This is a genomic window from Tenacibaculum sp. Ill (assembly GCF_051938915.1).
Taxonomy (GTDB): domain Bacteria; phylum Bacteroidota; class Bacteroidia; order Flavobacteriales; family Flavobacteriaceae; genus Polaribacter; species Polaribacter larymnensis.
This window is the reverse complement of the sequence record NZ_JBPSCW010000002.1, coordinates 791,975-806,028: the sequence shown is the minus strand read 5'-3', so window position 1 is coordinate 806,028 and position 14,054 is coordinate 791,975. Positions and strand designations below refer to the sequence as shown.

The 14,054-nt window shown below is 30.8% G+C and carries 20 protein-coding genes; 9 read left to right on the top strand and 11 right to left on the bottom strand.

From position 1 onward, the window contains the following. Window positions 1–3: 3 nt before the first annotated feature. The 7 genes from ACTPNM_RS03825 to ACTPNM_RS03795 all read right to left on the bottom strand — a co-directional run bounded on the left by ACTPNM_RS03825 (window position 4) and on the right by ACTPNM_RS03795 (window position 5,295). A complete protein-coding gene (locus tag ACTPNM_RS03825; protein ID WP_440120694.1) occupies window positions 4–1,206 on the bottom strand; it encodes an ABC transporter permease in 1,203 nt (400 codons plus the stop codon). 38 nt (window positions 1,207–1,244) lie between these two features. Then, on the bottom strand, window positions 1,245–1,640 hold the full coding sequence (gene rbfA, locus ACTPNM_RS03820) for a 30S ribosome-binding factor RbfA (RefSeq protein ID WP_047789979.1): 396 nt from the start codon (window positions 1,638–1,640) through the stop codon (window positions 1,245–1,247). 21 nt (window positions 1,641–1,661) lie between these two features. Further along, on the bottom strand, window positions 1,662–2,306 hold the full coding sequence (locus ACTPNM_RS03815; RefSeq protein WP_440120693.1) for a response regulator transcription factor: 645 nt from the start codon (window positions 2,304–2,306) through the stop codon (window positions 1,662–1,664). A 53-nt stretch (window positions 2,307–2,359) separates the two neighbouring features. Next, on the bottom strand, window positions 2,360–3,109 hold the full coding sequence (locus ACTPNM_RS03810; protein WP_440120692.1) for a sensor histidine kinase: 750 nt from the start codon (window positions 3,107–3,109) through the stop codon (window positions 2,360–2,362). Continuing rightward, a complete protein-coding gene (locus tag ACTPNM_RS03805) occupies window positions 3,082–3,294 on the bottom strand; it encodes a hypothetical protein (RefSeq protein ID WP_440120691.1) in 213 nt (70 codons plus the stop codon). The genes ACTPNM_RS03810 and ACTPNM_RS03805 overlap by 28 nt, the downstream gene beginning before the upstream one ends. A gap of 392 nt (window positions 3,295–3,686) precedes the next feature. Beyond that, window positions 3,687–4,379 (bottom strand): hypothetical protein, encoded by a 693-nt coding sequence (locus ACTPNM_RS03800; protein WP_440120690.1) that lies wholly within the window; start codon window positions 4,377–4,379, stop codon window positions 3,687–3,689. 292 nt (window positions 4,380–4,671) lie between these two features. Beyond that, window positions 4,672–5,295 carry a hypothetical protein gene (locus ACTPNM_RS03795; RefSeq protein WP_440120689.1) on the bottom strand — a complete coding sequence of 208 codons (624 nt, stop codon included), beginning with the start codon at window positions 5,293–5,295 and terminating at the stop codon, window positions 4,672–4,674. 358 nt (window positions 5,296–5,653) lie between these two features. Between ACTPNM_RS03795 and ACTPNM_RS03790 the strand changes: the two genes are divergently transcribed. The 8 genes from ACTPNM_RS03790 to truB are packed head-to-tail and all read left to right on the top strand — an operon-like array spanning window position 5,654 to window position 10,653. Beyond that, window positions 5,654–6,274: a DUF2589 domain-containing protein gene (locus ACTPNM_RS03790; protein WP_099215714.1), complete on the top strand. Its 621-nt coding sequence runs from the start codon at window positions 5,654–5,656 to the stop codon at window positions 6,272–6,274. Between the two features lie 59 nt (window positions 6,275–6,333). Beyond that, window positions 6,334–7,005 carry a hypothetical protein gene (locus ACTPNM_RS03785; RefSeq protein WP_440120688.1) on the top strand — a complete coding sequence of 224 codons (672 nt, stop codon included), beginning with the start codon at window positions 6,334–6,336 and terminating at the stop codon, window positions 7,003–7,005. A gap of 2 nt (window positions 7,006–7,007) precedes the next feature. Beyond that, on the top strand, window positions 7,008–7,550 hold the full coding sequence (locus ACTPNM_RS03780; RefSeq protein WP_440120687.1) for a hypothetical protein: 543 nt from the start codon (window positions 7,008–7,010) through the stop codon (window positions 7,548–7,550). A gap of 30 nt (window positions 7,551–7,580) precedes the next feature. Beyond that, on the top strand, window positions 7,581–7,985 hold the full coding sequence (gene mce, locus ACTPNM_RS03775; protein WP_440120686.1) for a methylmalonyl-CoA epimerase: 405 nt from the start codon (window positions 7,581–7,583) through the stop codon (window positions 7,983–7,985). A 58-nt stretch (window positions 7,986–8,043) separates the two neighbouring features. Beyond that, a complete protein-coding gene (locus tag ACTPNM_RS03770) occupies window positions 8,044–8,922 on the top strand; it encodes a cell division protein FtsX (RefSeq protein WP_099215710.1) in 879 nt (292 codons plus the stop codon). Between the two features lie 7 nt (window positions 8,923–8,929). Further along, the gene (locus ACTPNM_RS03765) at window positions 8,930–9,172 is read left to right on the top strand and encodes a DUF3098 domain-containing protein (protein ID WP_047789969.1); all 243 of its coding nucleotides are present in this window, start codon (window positions 8,930–8,932) and stop codon (window positions 9,170–9,172) included. A 2-nt stretch (window positions 9,173–9,174) separates the two neighbouring features. Beyond that, complete coding sequence (locus tag ACTPNM_RS03760) at window positions 9,175–9,969, top strand: undecaprenyl-diphosphate phosphatase (protein ID WP_440120685.1); 795 nt, start codon at window positions 9,175–9,177, stop codon at window positions 9,967–9,969. Next, a complete protein-coding gene (gene truB, locus ACTPNM_RS03755; protein WP_440120684.1) occupies window positions 9,970–10,653 on the top strand; it encodes a tRNA pseudouridine(55) synthase TruB in 684 nt (227 codons plus the stop codon). On the opposite strand, the gene ACTPNM_RS03750 is transcribed toward truB, so the two are convergent. The 3 genes from ACTPNM_RS03750 to ACTPNM_RS03740 form a co-directional block, all read right to left on the bottom strand. Continuing rightward, window positions 10,648–11,127 carry an ABC transporter ATPase gene (locus ACTPNM_RS03750; RefSeq protein WP_440120683.1) on the bottom strand — a complete coding sequence of 160 codons (480 nt, stop codon included), beginning with the start codon at window positions 11,125–11,127 and terminating at the stop codon, window positions 10,648–10,650. The genes truB and ACTPNM_RS03750 overlap by 6 nt on opposite strands. A 91-nt stretch (window positions 11,128–11,218) precedes the next feature. Further along, window positions 11,219–11,809 carry a thioredoxin family protein gene (locus ACTPNM_RS03745; protein ID WP_440120682.1) on the bottom strand — a complete coding sequence of 197 codons (591 nt, stop codon included), beginning with the start codon at window positions 11,807–11,809 and terminating at the stop codon, window positions 11,219–11,221. A gap of 111 nt (window positions 11,810–11,920) precedes the next feature. Further along, on the bottom strand, window positions 11,921–12,886 hold the full coding sequence (locus tag ACTPNM_RS03740; RefSeq protein WP_099215704.1) for an NAD-dependent epimerase/dehydratase family protein: 966 nt from the start codon (window positions 12,884–12,886) through the stop codon (window positions 11,921–11,923). Window positions 12,887–13,069: 183 nt separating this feature from the next. On the opposite strand from ACTPNM_RS03740, the gene ACTPNM_RS03735 reads away from it, so the two are divergent. Continuing rightward, entirely contained in the window at window positions 13,070–13,594 is a 525-nt protein-coding gene (locus ACTPNM_RS03735; RefSeq protein WP_440120681.1) for a hypothetical protein, read from the top strand. On the opposite strand, the gene ACTPNM_RS03730 is transcribed toward ACTPNM_RS03735, so the two are convergent. Beyond that, window positions 13,581–14,051, bottom strand: a complete 471-nt coding sequence (locus tag ACTPNM_RS03730) for a regulatory protein RecX (protein WP_440120680.1) — start codon at window positions 14,049–14,051, stop codon at window positions 13,581–13,583. The genes ACTPNM_RS03735 and ACTPNM_RS03730 overlap by 14 nt on opposite strands. Window positions 14,052–14,054: the final 3 nt, after the last annotated feature.

The window sequence follows — 14,054 nt, the reverse complement described above, 5'->3', positions numbered from 1 at the left end:
GTTTTATCGTTCAATAAAACTTTTTGAAATTCTAGAACTTGCAATTTTTGCTGCTAAATATCCTAAAGCTGAAATTGTAACAACTACTACTAGTAAGTTTAACCACTTAAACTCTACTGGGTATGCTAAATTTTGTGTAATCATTAACAACTCAAAGCGTTGTTGCATTAATACAAGAATTACACCTAGAACAATTCCTATCCCCATTCCCACGAGTGTTAACAAGAAACCTTGTAATACAAATATCTTTTTTATATCTTCTATACTACTTCCTAAGTTAAAAAGAGTTTTTAGGTTTTGACGTTTATCAATAATCATCATGATAATTGACCCTATCACATTAAACAAAGCAATAGCAACAATTAACGTAAAAATTAAATATGAGATAAAGTTTTCAGTATTTATTACTTTATAATACAACGTATTTAACTGTGTACGTGTTTGTACCTTTAACTTATCTCCTAAAATGTTTTGCAAATTCTCTTGGAATGTATCGAGGTTTACTCCTTCTTTTAAGCGTAACTCAACTCCTGTTATTTGGTTATTATCGTAACCTAATAACTCTTGTGCAAGTGATGCCTCAGTAAATACATATTTATTTTGAAATTCTTCAGATCCTGTATACACACCTACTATTTGTGTTGAAACCGATCGAAAAGCATTATTTGCATTGATAAATCCTTTTCCTGGTTTTGGCACTAAAATTTGAAGTGCTTCACCAAAATTAAAAATCCCCAACGATAGTTTATAAGATATTCCGTATCCTACTACTGCTGTATTTTTATATTCTTCATCAATCCAAGTACCTACTGTTAGCAAAGAATCTGTCGGAATAATTTTTGAGTAATTTGAATCAACTCCTTTAATTTGGGCAATATGCTCTTTATCTTTATACTTTAAAAAAACACGTTCTTCTACTACTTTTGAAGCAGCCTCTATCTCTTCATTTTGTTTTAAAACATTATCTATTTCTTGTGTATATTGGAAAGATTTTCCTTTTGAAGCCGTAATTTTTATATCTGGATCTGATGCATTAAGTAATGAATCACTAAAAGTTTTTAATCCTGAAAAACCAGACAATACAACAAACAAAGCCAAGGTACCTACTACAACACCAAAAACAGCTATTGCTGTAATAATATTAATTGCGTTGGTACTTGTTTTAGAAAACAAGTATCGTTTAGCTATGTATAAAGAAAAGTTCAAGCATTAATAAATTTAGCTAGCCAATGTAACAAAAATTATTAACGTTTTTGACGACGAGGCAAAACATCTGGATTTTTTATCGGGTCGACATCTTCTCCTTTTAAAGACTTGTCAATATCCTCAATATAATCCAAACTATCATCTCCAAAGAACAGCAATTCTGGCATTCTTCGTAATTGATTTTTTGTTCGCTGTGCTAATTCATGACGAATTAAAGGTGTATTAGATTTTACTCCTTCAATAATTTCGTCTCTTTTTTCTGAAGGGAAAACACTTAAGTATACTTTTGCCACTCCCAAGTCGGCAGTAACCGAAACTTTAGAAACCGATATAATCACTCCCTTCATTCCATCTTGAGCAGCACGCTGTAAAACGTCTACTAAATCCTGTTGCAACACTCCTGCTATTTTTCGCTGTCTATTTGTTTCTTCCATGTTGCAAATTTAAGCATAAAATTACGGAGTGTAAATTTTATTTTTTATCGCATACATAACCAAGCCTACTCTATTTCTTACATTTAACTTTGTAAATAGACTGTCTCGATAACCATCGATTGTTTTTGGGCTTAAAAACATTTTTTCTGCGATTTCTTTATACGTCAATTCCGAGCATGCAAGCTTCATAAAAGTTATTTCATTGTCTTTAAAGGCAAAGTTATTTCTTGAATTTTTCCCTGAAACGGAATCTAACAATAGCGTGGTAACATTTTTGGTGTGATAAAATCCGTTATCCATCATTTCTAACAACGCTTTCTCTAGGATTTCTTTTTTGGTATCTTTTAACAAGTACCCTACAGCACCAGCTTTTAGCATTTTTAAAATAGTACCATCAGCGTCTTCTACAGACAATGCCATAACATGTACTTGTGGGTAGTTATTCACTATCCACTCTGTAGTTTCAATACCGTTCATCACTGGCATATTTACATCTACTAAAACTAAATCTGGTATGTTTTTAGGCGATGCTAAAAACTTTTCTTCGACTTCTTTACCATTTTTGCAAGTGTAAAGCACCTTAAATTTATCAAAAGTATTTACCATACCTTCAATAGCTTGTGACAATAACGTATGATCATCTACAACAACAACTGAGTATTTCATAATTTTGTGGGTTATATTGGTTATTAGTTGTTGGGGAAATACACTAAGGTTCTTTAAATATAGTAATTTATTATTAAACTTGTGCCTTTTTGGGGCTCTGACATAAACTTAGTCTCTGCGTTAATTAGCTTGGCTCTGGCTTTTATGTTTTGTAACCCTAAACCTTTTAACCTCACTCTTTCCATGTCAAAACCTACCCCATTATCTTGAGCTTTTACCTCTATTGATTCTTCTTTATAAGTTAAAAAAACTTCCAGTTTAGATGCTTTAGAATGCTTTATAGTATTAGAAAAAAACTCTTGAAGAATTCTAAAAATAACTATTCCATGTTTTTGGTTAACCTCTTGCTCTTCCCCTTTAATTGTTAATCTAGCATCAATATAGTTTAGCCTATTAAATCGCTCAATTTCTAAGTTTAATGCTTCTTTTAATTTTATATTATTAATAAAATCTGGATTAATAATTTTTGACAGCGCTCTTACTTCCGTCAAGCTTTTTGCTATAATTTCAGAAATTTCTTCCATACTTTCAGGAGAAGCATGTTGTAACTGTATTTTAGCTAAAGTTAGGAGTTGCCCTATATTATCGTGCAACTCCCAACTAATATTTCTTAAGGTCTCTTCTCTTATTTCTATTTGAGTCTCAGCAATTTCTCGTTCGTAACGTTTTTTGTTTTTATCCCTTTCTTGCAACAATTTATTCTTACGGCGTTGAAATACCGTAAACAATGTTAATAAAAAAATAACAATGATAACAATTACTATTGTAGTGACTATTAATATTCTACCTTCTTGTTGCTCCATACTAATCCAAAAGATATAATAACATTCATTAAAACAATTAACACATATAAAATTGGCATTAGTGATCTATCTTTCAAAAAATTCCAAAAACTAAAAAAAGGAATTGATGGTAAATAAAAAACAATAAATGCTACAGAAACCCAAAACGAAAGAAGTTTTTTATAGTTAATAATTTTATCAGACATTAAAAGTTCTCTGAGATGCAAAAAAACTAAAACGCCAACATTTACAGAGCCAACAACTATCATTGTAAACAAATAGCTCTTATTAAAAAAAGTTGCTATCCAAATTAAAATTGTTAATCCATACAATATGTAACTTATGACCAAATACCTTTTCTCTACTATTAAGTTTCTGTACATAAAAAAAATCAAAGAAAACTTCATTAAATTATAAAAATGATAAAGCGAGAAATTATTCCTTATGTAAAACCCCAATAATTCTACTACTGTTGTAGTACTTAATATCAACAATAAAAGTAAGTGAAATAAATTATTACCTCCTCTTTTGAAAAAATAAAAATACATCCCTAACAAAGAGACTATTACGTATGAATATAGCGGTAGCTCTGAAAGCATTAATATGGAGGTTTTAAATATCCACTATTTCCAGCTCCGCTTAATAATTCTTCATCTAAAGGTGAAGCAAACATAAATCCTGCTTTATTTTCTCTCACAGTTTTTAATCTATAATTGTAATCATCTCTCTTCCCTTTCTCAAACTCTTCTCTTGTATTATATATCCATTTATACCCATGCTTTTCTAGCATTTCTTTAAACGTTACTAATTTCCCTTGTTTTGCTGATTGTACAGGGTCAAAAGCTATTTGTTCTCCATTAACTGTAGTTGTAGGAATATAAATCAAACTACTATAGCTTTTCCCAGTATCTTTATGATTTTCTTTAGCTGTAGAAATAAAACTAATCCCCGTAATTTTAATTTTTGCTTTTTTACTTAGGTTTTCTACATGCCCCAAATACTTTTTAAATTGCACAAAGTCAAATGTATTAGCACGTGTATCTTCATACCCTAAAGCTTCTTCTAGTGGAGCAATTCTTGTTCTATCATAACTTGATAGCATTTGAATGACTTCCTTATAGTTTAACATTTCTTTTGTTCTTCCTTCATCAGAATAACAAAAAGTACCTTCTGGCACTTGAGACTGCCAATCGTCACAATCACATTTATTGCCATTTATCTTATCACATGAAATAGCAAAACTCATTACAAGAGTTAACAATAATAATTTAAGTTGGTTAGTGTTTTTCATAATAAAATTGATTTTTTGATTTTCTAAATATAACGGCTTATTTCTTAATAAAAAAAACGGAATTACTCAGAAACCCTTTAAAACCTGAGTTATCAACTGGTTACTTAACCTTCCACAACCCACAAACAGGAAAAACCCCTTACCTCTACAAATGTTTTAACTATTCATTTTTCATGGCATAAACTCTTGTTTTTTTCTTGCAAAAAAAGTTAAACACCTACTAAATAATAATATTTTATGTAGTAGATGTTTTCTGTTTCTTATCCTATCTGAAACTAAATCTTTAACTTAGTTAATGAGGTGGTGCCAGTTGCCCCAAGTTTCCAGACATACTTTCTTCATCTAGCTTTTCTCCCCTTTTTAAAAAATTTTCTTTTAAACTTTTAGGAAAGTTATTTCTATTCTCATAATCCTCTTTGCTATCATATATCCAATTATACCCATAACTTCCAAGCATTTCTTTCATGGTTACAATTTTGTTCCCAGTAGAAACCTCTGGTGCAAAAGCTATATTCTCTCCCTTAATATTTGTCGTTGGCATAAACATAACTGTTTGATAATTTGGCGTGCCACGCTCCATCTTTTTAGGATATGATGCTGATACAATTTTAATACCTGTTAATTTTATTCCTTTTTCTTCAGAGATTCTCTTCATATATGCCAAATACGTCTCCAAAGTTTCAATAGTATAAAAGTTAACTCGAGTATCTTCATAGCCTAAAGCTTTTTCTAAAACAGGTTTTCTTGTTTCATCATAGTGTTCTAACATAGCCACCATTTCTTTATACATAAGTAAATTTTGTGGTTTTGCAGTTTTTACTGTTTTTTCTGCTAATACGTCTTCTGTTTTATCTTGACTACAAGATACTAGGCATAAAATTGCACTCGCCATTAATGGCAATACATAATTTTTCATTTTTATAAATTTTTAAATTAAACTTTTGTGCTATTGATACTTTGACAAAAACCGGCGTACCTTCGGAAATACATAAAACAACCTGTAATACAAGATTGTAGAGAAGTGATTTTTATTAAATTTTTCATAGCATTTCAAATCTAATAATAATAACTACATAAAACAAAAACTTTTATTCCCTAAAATATACAGGAGAAAAATCTCCTTTAAAACCTAGGGCTATCACAACACTTTTACAGTTCTACTCCTCTAAACTGTACTCTCAATTTCATTCAACTTTGCCTTCAGTTATTTCGAAATACTAGGCGAACACCGAAAAGCCTAATTATAAACAGAGTAGGTACACAAAATAAAAAATATGCCAAATTTAGTTCCAGAATTAAACAGTTTAGACTTCAACGTATATGTTGGAGGACCTTTACAAGCTGCAATACAAGCACAAACAGCAGCTTCAATGGCCACTGTAAATTTTATTAAAGAAGTAGGATTTGAAAAAGACAATGACCCTGCTACTCCAGATGAATTACGTTATGTAGATTTTAACTATAAAAAGTCAGTTCCTAATCCACATCTTGGAAAAACACCTCAGCAATTAACTGACGAAGGATTACCATCAAGTACAGATGTAAGTAGTAATTTTATTGAAAGCGAAATTGAAATCAAAGTACCATTTTTAACAATGCTTACCATTCCATCAATTCGTATTGATGAAGTAAACATTGATTTTAATGCGCGTTTAAGTTCTACTGAAACAAGAAATGTATCTTCTGAGTTTGCAGCTAGTGCAGAATTAGGAATCAATTACAAAATCGTAAACTTTAAAGCTTCTGCATCTTACAAAAGAAACACATCTCAAGGCGTTAAGGTTGATAAAACATATAATCTTGGGGTAAAAGTTCGTGCCGTGAACGACGAATTACCTGAAGGGTTAAGTAGAATTTTAAATATGCTAGAGGACAGTATTGCTGCTGTAGCTTAACATTGATAACGAGGTTGTACCGTACCAAACCGTACAACCTCTTTTTAAAAATTTTTATTATGATAAATTTAAATGAATATTTAGGGGGAATCGCTACCAGCATTGCAGAAGCACGTTTAATGTCTGATTTGAAATCTTTGGAGATTGCTGAGAAGTTTTCACGTCATGAACTCTTGAAACATTTTTCTATTCCTCGTTTTAAAGCACAAAATATTGAACTCACCATTCCTGTAGCGATTGGAGAATTAGAAGAGACATATGAAGCCGATTATGAACCTATTGATAATATTGCTTTCAATTCGCAGACCTACACAATTTTAAAAGATGCTTCAAAAATTACTTCTTTTGACAGAAAAACGTCTACTATACTTCGTTCAGTAATAGCACAAAGAACAGATGAACTTGAAAAAAATATAAAAGCTACAGGAGAAATCGCCCCTGTATTATCAAGGTTTTCACAACAATTATCTGAAGAATTCATCTCTATTTATAATGAAAAAGTAAGTTACGACGTATTAGTTAAAAAACTTAATTCAGAATTAAGACCATCTATTAAAAGTAGACAGATAACTCAAAAAAACACAAAAGTTATTGTAGAAGCTCATAAACTAAACGAAATCAAACCTGAAAATATAGTTCAGATTAAAATGACTTTAAATGAAGAAGGTATGGAGTGGTATACTTCAGAAAATGAAGATGGTGTAAGAGAAACCAAACTATTACCAGAATAGTTATGAGAAAATCAATTACAAAAATAACTAGTCAACTCAAAACTCAATTGAATGAAATACATGAATTGGCGAATCAAATTGAGAAAAAAAATACACAAAGCACTAAAAATATTCGCAATTGGTTGTTAGCTACAGAAGAAGTTTTAAAAGCACTCAACTTACCAGAGTCATCAAAATTTGCAGTTAAAAGAGCCATGTTAAGTTCATTTATCCCTGATAGTAGAAATAAGAAAAAAGAGACTCTACAATTAGGAGCATCAACATTAACAGAAGCTCAACAAGACTTATGGGAAATATACACTCCCTATGCTACCATTTTAGATAATTCAACAACTTTGATAGAGCAACTTTTAGCAGTAATTTACCAAACCAAGCAGTTTAAATACGACACAAATGAAGATTTTACGCAATTCCTAGAACAAGTTTGGAGCTTTTGTTGCAATCATGAACAACTTAAAGGAATTAGCTCACAAATACTTTCAATGATAAATCAATCAGACGTACTTATTATTATGGCTGAAAAAATAGCAATAGAAAGTTTATAGATAGTTCGCTATATTTTTTACTTTTACGTTATGAACAAAATTGAACATATTGGTATAGCCGTTAAAGATTTAGAAAAATCTAACTCATTATTTGCTTCTCTTTTTGGAGAATCTCATTATAAAATTGAAGAAGTTGCTAGCGAAGGTGTAAAAACTTCATTTTTTAAATCTGGCCCTAATAAAATTGAATTATTAGAAGCTACAAAGCCCGAGAGCCCTATAGCAAAGTTTATAGAAAAAAAAGGAGAAGGAATTCATCACATTGCTTTTGCTGTTGATAACATAAAAGAAGAAATTAAACGTTTACAAGATGAAGGTTTTACTGTTTTGAATGAAACTCCTAAAAAAGGAGCCGATAATAAACTAGTAGCTTTTTTGCATCCTAAAACTACCAATGGTGTACTTATTGAGTTATGCCAAGAGATAGAAGAATAGGAACAGTTTAAAAATTAAATATTTGTATCTTGCAACGCCTTAAAATCAGTATTTACTAATGACAACCTCTTTTGATTCTTTTCAAAAACGCCGATTACAATCTTCATACATATCAGTAGTAGTAAGTATTGCTTTAGTACTTTTTATGATTGGTGTTTTAGGTTTAGTTCTTTTAAAATCAACAAAAGTTGCGAATCACTTTAAGGAAAAAGTAGTTATGACGCTTTTCTTAAAAGATGAAGTAGCTGATAAAAACATTAAAAGTCTTAAGGAATCAATTAAAAAAGAGACGTTTGTTAACAAGGTTGTTTATATTTCTAAAGAAGACGCTGCCAAAGAGTATAAAAAAGATTTAGGTGAAGATTTTTTACAGTTTTTGGGAGATAATCCTTTAAAAAATGGAATTGACATTTATCTAAAAGCAGATTTTGTGACTCCTGAAAAAATGAGTGAACTTGAAAAGTCTTTTGATAAAAATAAATTTGTTGCTGAAGTAAGCTATGACAAACCATTAGTACAATTACTTACCAAAAACATCCAACGTATTAGTTTTTGGTTATTGGTGTTAAGTGGTTTTTTCGGATTAGTTGCTATTATTTTAATAAACAGCTCTATCCGATTGTCAATTTATTCAAAACGATTCAACATAAAAACCATGCAAATGGTTGGTGCTACTAAGAGCTTTATCCGTAGACCTTTTATTTGGCAAAGTATTAAGCTAGGATTATTAGGTGCTTTTATAGCAATAAGTGGATTGGGTATTTTAATTTATTATGTAGATAAATACATCCCTACATTAGAACTACTTACAGACTATGTTGCTTTAGGTTATGTAGCTGGAGGAGTTATACTTGTTGCTTTTTTTATTACATGGATTAGCACTTTCTTTGCTACACAACGATTCTTAAATTTACAAACCAACGATTTGTACTACTAAAATATTTATGAAAAAAGACAATTCACCAAAACAAGAGTTTCTATTCGGTAAACGAAACTATATCATTATGCTTATTGGTATTGCTGTAATTGCCTTAGGGTTTATTTTAATGGCAGGCGGCGGTAGTGATGACCCTAATGTATTTAATCCAGAAATATATAGTTGGCGTAGAATTCGTTTAGCTCCTACCTTAGTAATTATCGGATTGGGTATAGAAATTTATGCTATTTTTGCCAATCCTAAAAAATAAGCATGGATTTATTAGAAGCAATTATCCTTGGAATTATCCAGGGTCTTACTGAATTTTTACCCGTTTCCTCTAGTGGTCATTTAGAATTAGCTAAAGCTTTATTTGGAGATACTTCTGTACCTCAAGAAAGCCTAACATTTACTGTGGTTTTACATGCTGCAACAGCATTAAGTACTATTGTAGTATTTAGAAAAGAAATTGCTGAGATTTTTAGAGGTTTATTTCAGTTTAAATGGAATGAGGAAATGCAATTTTCTGTAAAAATTATTCTTTCTATGATTCCTGCTGTAGTAATTGGGTTAGCCTTTGAAAAAGAATTGGAAAGCTTTTTTGGAGGGAAAGTTTTATTAGTAGGTTTTATGCTTTTAGTAACTGCTGTACTACTTTTATTAGCTGATAAAGCTAAGAACACTAACAAAAGTGTTTCTTTTAAAAGTTCAGTAATTATAGGAATCTCTCAAGCAATTGCCATGTTACCTGGAATTTCACGTTCGGGAGCGACTATTTCAACATCTGTTTTATTAGGTGTAGACCGAACCAAGGCAGCTCGTTTTTCTTTTTTAATGGTTGTACCTTTAATTTTAGGCAAAGTTGCTAAAGATATTTTAAGTGGTGATATTAATTTTCAGAGCTCAGAAATTGTTCCTTTATCTGCTGGATTTATTGCAGCTTTTATCTCGGGATTATTAGCATGTACTTGGATGATAGCCCTAGTTAAAAAGAGTAAATTATCATATTTCTCATTATACTGTGCTATTGTAGGTTTAATTGCCATTGGCTATTCTTTATTTTTCTAGATGACTGCAGAAGATTACAAAAACGGACAGGTTTTATTGATTGACAAACCTTTAGAATGGACTTCTTTTCAAGTAGTGAATAAGCTACGTTGGCATATCCGTAAACGTTTTGACATTAAAAAAATTAAAGTAGGACATGCTGGAACGCTTGACCCTTTGGCAACTGGTTTGTTAATTATTTGTACTGGTAAACAAACTAAAAACATCAACGAGTATCAGGGACAAGTAAAAGAATATACGGGTACGTTTGTTGTGGGGGCTACCACACCAAGTTACGATTTAGAAACAGAAATCAACGAAACGTTTCCTATAGAACATATAACAGAAGAATTACTGCATAAAACTACGGAGCAATTCACAGGAAAAATTCAGCAAAAACCACCAATTTTTTCTGCCATTAAAAAGGATGGAAAACGTTTATACGAGTTGGCTCGCAAAGGTGAAACTACAGAAATTAAAGCTCGAGAAGTAGAAATTAACGAGTTTGAAATCACTAAAATTGATTTACCTAATGTTGAATTCAGAATTGTATGTAGTAAAGGAACTTATATCCGTTCTATTGCCAACGATTACGGAGAAGCATTAAATTCTGGAGCACATTTATCTGTATTACGAAGAACCAAGATTGGAGATTTTTCTGTAGATAATGCTCAGAGTGTTGATGAGTTTATAGAAAACTTATAAAAATCGGCTATACCAACTTTCTGTAATAGGTACTTCCCAGTAATTTTCTAATTCTATTTTAGTTTGTACTAAATTATCAAAAACTATTGTTTTAGCTGATACAGACTTCTTTTTAAGCAACTTTTTAAATTCTTTGACATCTTTGTACTGAATAAACTCCCCTTGCTTAAAACACACATTCATTTTGTCTAACAACTCTACTTCATATTCTTGTTGTAGTTGTAAAATAAATGCTACTTGTTTATCAATATCTGCATTCGTTAATATTGAACCTTCTTCCGCAGAAAAGATAATAAAACGATTGTATTTCAGTTCAAAAGAAGCTTTGAAATCAGCATCTTCAGACTTCCACCCACCTATAAAGTCTTGTAACTTTTCTTTTAGCCCGTCAATTTCTTGCGGGTAAAATTTTCGACTTGATGGATATACCCAAACTTTTGCCTCTTCTGATAAACTACTGAATTCTACAAACATATTTATTCCTTATGGACGCAAAGATACAGAAAACAATTCCCCTTTTTGATAAAAACAAAAAGGGGAATTTCTAGCTTTTTTATGCACTATATTACTGAAGCATTGACACTAAATCTTCTTGTGTATTTTCTCCTTTATTTTTGTTATACCAAACTTGTAAATCTGTTTTAAAGTCAGCATCCAAACTACCATGTTTTTCTTTATAATCAACAACCATTTTAGTTGCTGTGGTAGGTCTTGGTCCCCATGTGTTGATTACTTCGTTCTCCTGATTTAAAGCAATTAACTTAGGTATTGATCTTCCTCCATTCGTTAAAAATTTATCCATCAACTCTAAATTTTCATCTCGTAAAACTAGTTTTAAATTGATGTTTGGATTTTCTTCTGCTATTTTATTAATTACAGGTAAGTTTTGTGCTGCATCACCACACCATCCTTCAGTTAATACTAACCAAGTTTGTGGTTCTTTTACATCTTTAATTTTAGCAAGTGTCTCTTTAGTAAGTTTTACTGTTTTATCTAAACGTTTCATACGTTTATCATTTAACTTACTATAGTTTAATAAATCATCTGATTGATTAAGTCCAGTAGATTTTCCTTGCGACAATAAATCACTTACTAAATCTCTATATTCATTATAAGACAGTGCCTTTTCTAAGCTATTTTGAATAATTTTTTTCATCGTAAATATATTGTTATTACAAAAGTATTTTATCTATAGTGAATCCTAGGTAACCTAAGTTACAATTCACTATAAAACTTGAATAACATAGACGAAAACACAAATACAACCTTACACTTCAGCTGACTCTTGAGCTTTTGCTTGCAAATTGGTAATAATATCTTTAGTCATAGAAGCTAAATCAAACTGATGTCTCCATCCCCAATCTTTTCTTGCTGCTGAATCATCAATTACTTGAGGCCAACTGTCTGCAATCGCTTGTCTAAAGTCTGGATTATATGTAATGGTAAACTCTGGAATGTATTTTTTAATTTCAGTAGCTATTTCAGCTGGTGTAAAACTAATTGCCGCTAAGTTGTATGAAGTTCTTGTTTTAATATTCTCTTCATCTGCTTGCATTAATTGAATAGTCGCATTGATAGCATCGTCCATATACATCATTGGTAAGCGTGTATTTTCTGATAAAAAGCACTCAAAAGTTCCTTTTTTCAATGCATCAAAGTAAATATCAACAGCATAATCAGTCGTTCCTCCACCTGGCAAAGTTTTCCAGCTTATAATTCCTGGATAACGGATGCTTCGTACATCTACCCCATATTTATCGTGATAATAATTACACCAATGCTCTCCTGCTACTTTACTTATTCCATAAACCGTAGAAGGTTCCATAATTGTTTGCTGTGGTGTATTCATTTTTGGTGATGTTGGTCCAAAAGCAGCCATTGAACTAGGCCAATATATTTTTTGAATATGCTTTTCTCTAGCTAATTCCAATACCGCTAACAACGAAGTCATGTTTAAATCCCAACCTTTCAATGGATATTTTTCTGCAGTTGCAGATAACATTGCCGCCATTAAATACACTTGGGTTACTTTATATTTTTGAACAACACTTAAAATTTGCTCTTGGTTGGTAGCATCGATGATTTCAAAAGGTCCAGAACTCATCATTTCTGCATTTCCTTCTCTAATATCGGAAGCTATTACATTATCTGCTCCATAAATAGAACGCAATTTTTGGGTTAATTCTGTTCCTATTTGCCCGCAAGCTCCTAAAATTAATATCGTTTCACTCATTTTAAATTATTCAAAAATAGATGTTTGCAAAGTTATTAAATTTAAGATTTCGCAAAAAGTATTTATTCTTTTTTAACTATCTACAAAAGAGACTGCTAATCTACTGATTTCAAACTTCTAATTTAATTCTACAAAGAATGCCAAGTAAAATATGTACTTTTATCGCTTAATTATTTTATTAAAATGAGTCGTTTTTTATTTGTTATTGCTTCATTCTTTTTTTTAGTTACTTCTTGTAAAAAAAAGGGAGAACAAAAAGAAGAATTACCTACTAAAACTGAAATGAATATTTCGGTTAAGCATACTGATTACTCTAAAATAAATGAAAAATATATTGATAAAATTAAACCTTGGAAAGAATATTTTATAGTTGAAGATTTTTTACAAGAGTTACAAAATACAACACCTACTGAGGCTTTAAACAATGCTTTGGAATTAAAAACTCTTACCAAACAATTTAAGGATAGTTTAAATATAGAACCTCTTAAAACACCTGCTTTTAAAGCTCGTATTAATGTTTTTGAAAATGAAACTTTACGTTTAGCGGATATGACTTTTATTCCGTCAATATCTGCAAATCAGGTTAACAGTCAGGTTGAAAAAATTATGATGCTTTTTAGTAGTGTTAACGATAAGATTAATACAGTTTACACTAAGCAAAAGTTTGATAGTGAAATAAATCTTGATAGCCTATTTAAGAATCAATAGTTTTTAAGGCTTCGTATATTAAACTACTTTCAAACCCTCTGTATAAAAGATAATCAGCAATTTTCTTTTTTCTTTTGAAATGGTTTGTTTCAGAAACTGATGCATTCTTTTTTTCGACCAAATTATATAAGGTTTTGATATACTCCTCTTCGTCGATTTCTTTCAGAGCTGATTTTATGTTATAAGCGGAGATATCTCTAAATTTCAATTCTCTAACGATTCGGTCTTTTCCCCATTTTTTAATTCTGAATTTCCCTCTAGCAAAACTTTTTGAAAATCGTTCCTCATTCAGGAAATTGTGTTCTAATAAGTGTAATAAAATATGTTCTCTTGCTTCTGGAATTAAGTTATAATCTTTAAGTTTTTTCTCTACTTCTTTATGACATCGATCTTGGTAAACACAATACTGCTCAATCTTCCTTTTTATTTCTTCAACTGTAAAAACCGGTTTGCTCATAGC

What these genes read in the sequence shown, in the direction of transcription:
- rbfA (WP_047789979.1), bottom strand. Translation starts at nt 1,640, where the DNA reads ATGGAAGAAACAAATAGACAGCGAAAAATAGCAGGAGTGTTGCAACAG.
- ACTPNM_RS03815 (WP_440120693.1), bottom strand. Translation starts at nt 2,306, where the DNA reads ATGAAATACTCAGTTGTTGTTGTAGATGATCATACGTTATTGTCACAA.
- ACTPNM_RS03810 (WP_440120692.1), bottom strand. Translation starts at nt 3,109, where the DNA reads ATGGAGCAACAAGAAGGTAGAATATTAATAGTCACTACAATAGTAATT.
- ACTPNM_RS03805 (WP_440120691.1), bottom strand. Translation starts at nt 3,294, where the DNA reads ATGTCTGATAAAATTATTAACTATAAAAAACTTCTTTCGTTTTGGGTT.
- ACTPNM_RS03800 (WP_440120690.1), bottom strand. Translation starts at nt 4,379, where the DNA reads ATGAAAAACACTAACCAACTTAAATTATTATTGTTAACTCTTGTAATG.
- ACTPNM_RS03795 (WP_440120689.1), bottom strand. Translation starts at nt 5,295, where the DNA reads ATGAAAAATTATGTATTGCCATTAATGGCGAGTGCAATTTTATGCCTA.
- ACTPNM_RS03790 (WP_099215714.1), top strand. Translation starts at nt 5,654, where the DNA reads ATGCCAAATTTAGTTCCAGAATTAAACAGTTTAGACTTCAACGTATAT.
- ACTPNM_RS03785 (WP_440120688.1), top strand. Translation starts at nt 6,334, where the DNA reads ATGATAAATTTAAATGAATATTTAGGGGGAATCGCTACCAGCATTGCA.
- ACTPNM_RS03780 (WP_440120687.1), top strand. Translation starts at nt 7,008, where the DNA reads ATGAGAAAATCAATTACAAAAATAACTAGTCAACTCAAAACTCAATTG.
- mce (WP_440120686.1), top strand. Translation starts at nt 7,581, where the DNA reads ATGAACAAAATTGAACATATTGGTATAGCCGTTAAAGATTTAGAAAAA.
- ACTPNM_RS03770 (WP_099215710.1), top strand. Translation starts at nt 8,044, where the DNA reads ATGACAACCTCTTTTGATTCTTTTCAAAAACGCCGATTACAATCTTCA.
- ACTPNM_RS03765 (WP_047789969.1), top strand. Translation starts at nt 8,930, where the DNA reads ATGAAAAAAGACAATTCACCAAAACAAGAGTTTCTATTCGGTAAACGA.
- ACTPNM_RS03760 (WP_440120685.1), top strand. Translation starts at nt 9,175, where the DNA reads ATGGATTTATTAGAAGCAATTATCCTTGGAATTATCCAGGGTCTTACT.
- truB (WP_440120684.1), top strand. Translation starts at nt 9,970, where the DNA reads ATGACTGCAGAAGATTACAAAAACGGACAGGTTTTATTGATTGACAAA.
- ACTPNM_RS03750 (WP_440120683.1), bottom strand. Translation starts at nt 11,127, where the DNA reads ATGTTTGTAGAATTCAGTAGTTTATCAGAAGAGGCAAAAGTTTGGGTA.
- ACTPNM_RS03745 (WP_440120682.1), bottom strand. Translation starts at nt 11,809, where the DNA reads ATGAAAAAAATTATTCAAAATAGCTTAGAAAAGGCACTGTCTTATAAT.
- ACTPNM_RS03740 (WP_099215704.1), bottom strand. Translation starts at nt 12,886, where the DNA reads ATGAGTGAAACGATATTAATTTTAGGAGCTTGCGGGCAAATAGGAACA.
- ACTPNM_RS03735 (WP_440120681.1), top strand. Translation starts at nt 13,070, where the DNA reads ATGAGTCGTTTTTTATTTGTTATTGCTTCATTCTTTTTTTTAGTTACT.
- ACTPNM_RS03730 (WP_440120680.1), bottom strand. Translation starts at nt 14,051, where the DNA reads ATGAGCAAACCGGTTTTTACAGTTGAAGAAATAAAAAGGAAGATTGAG.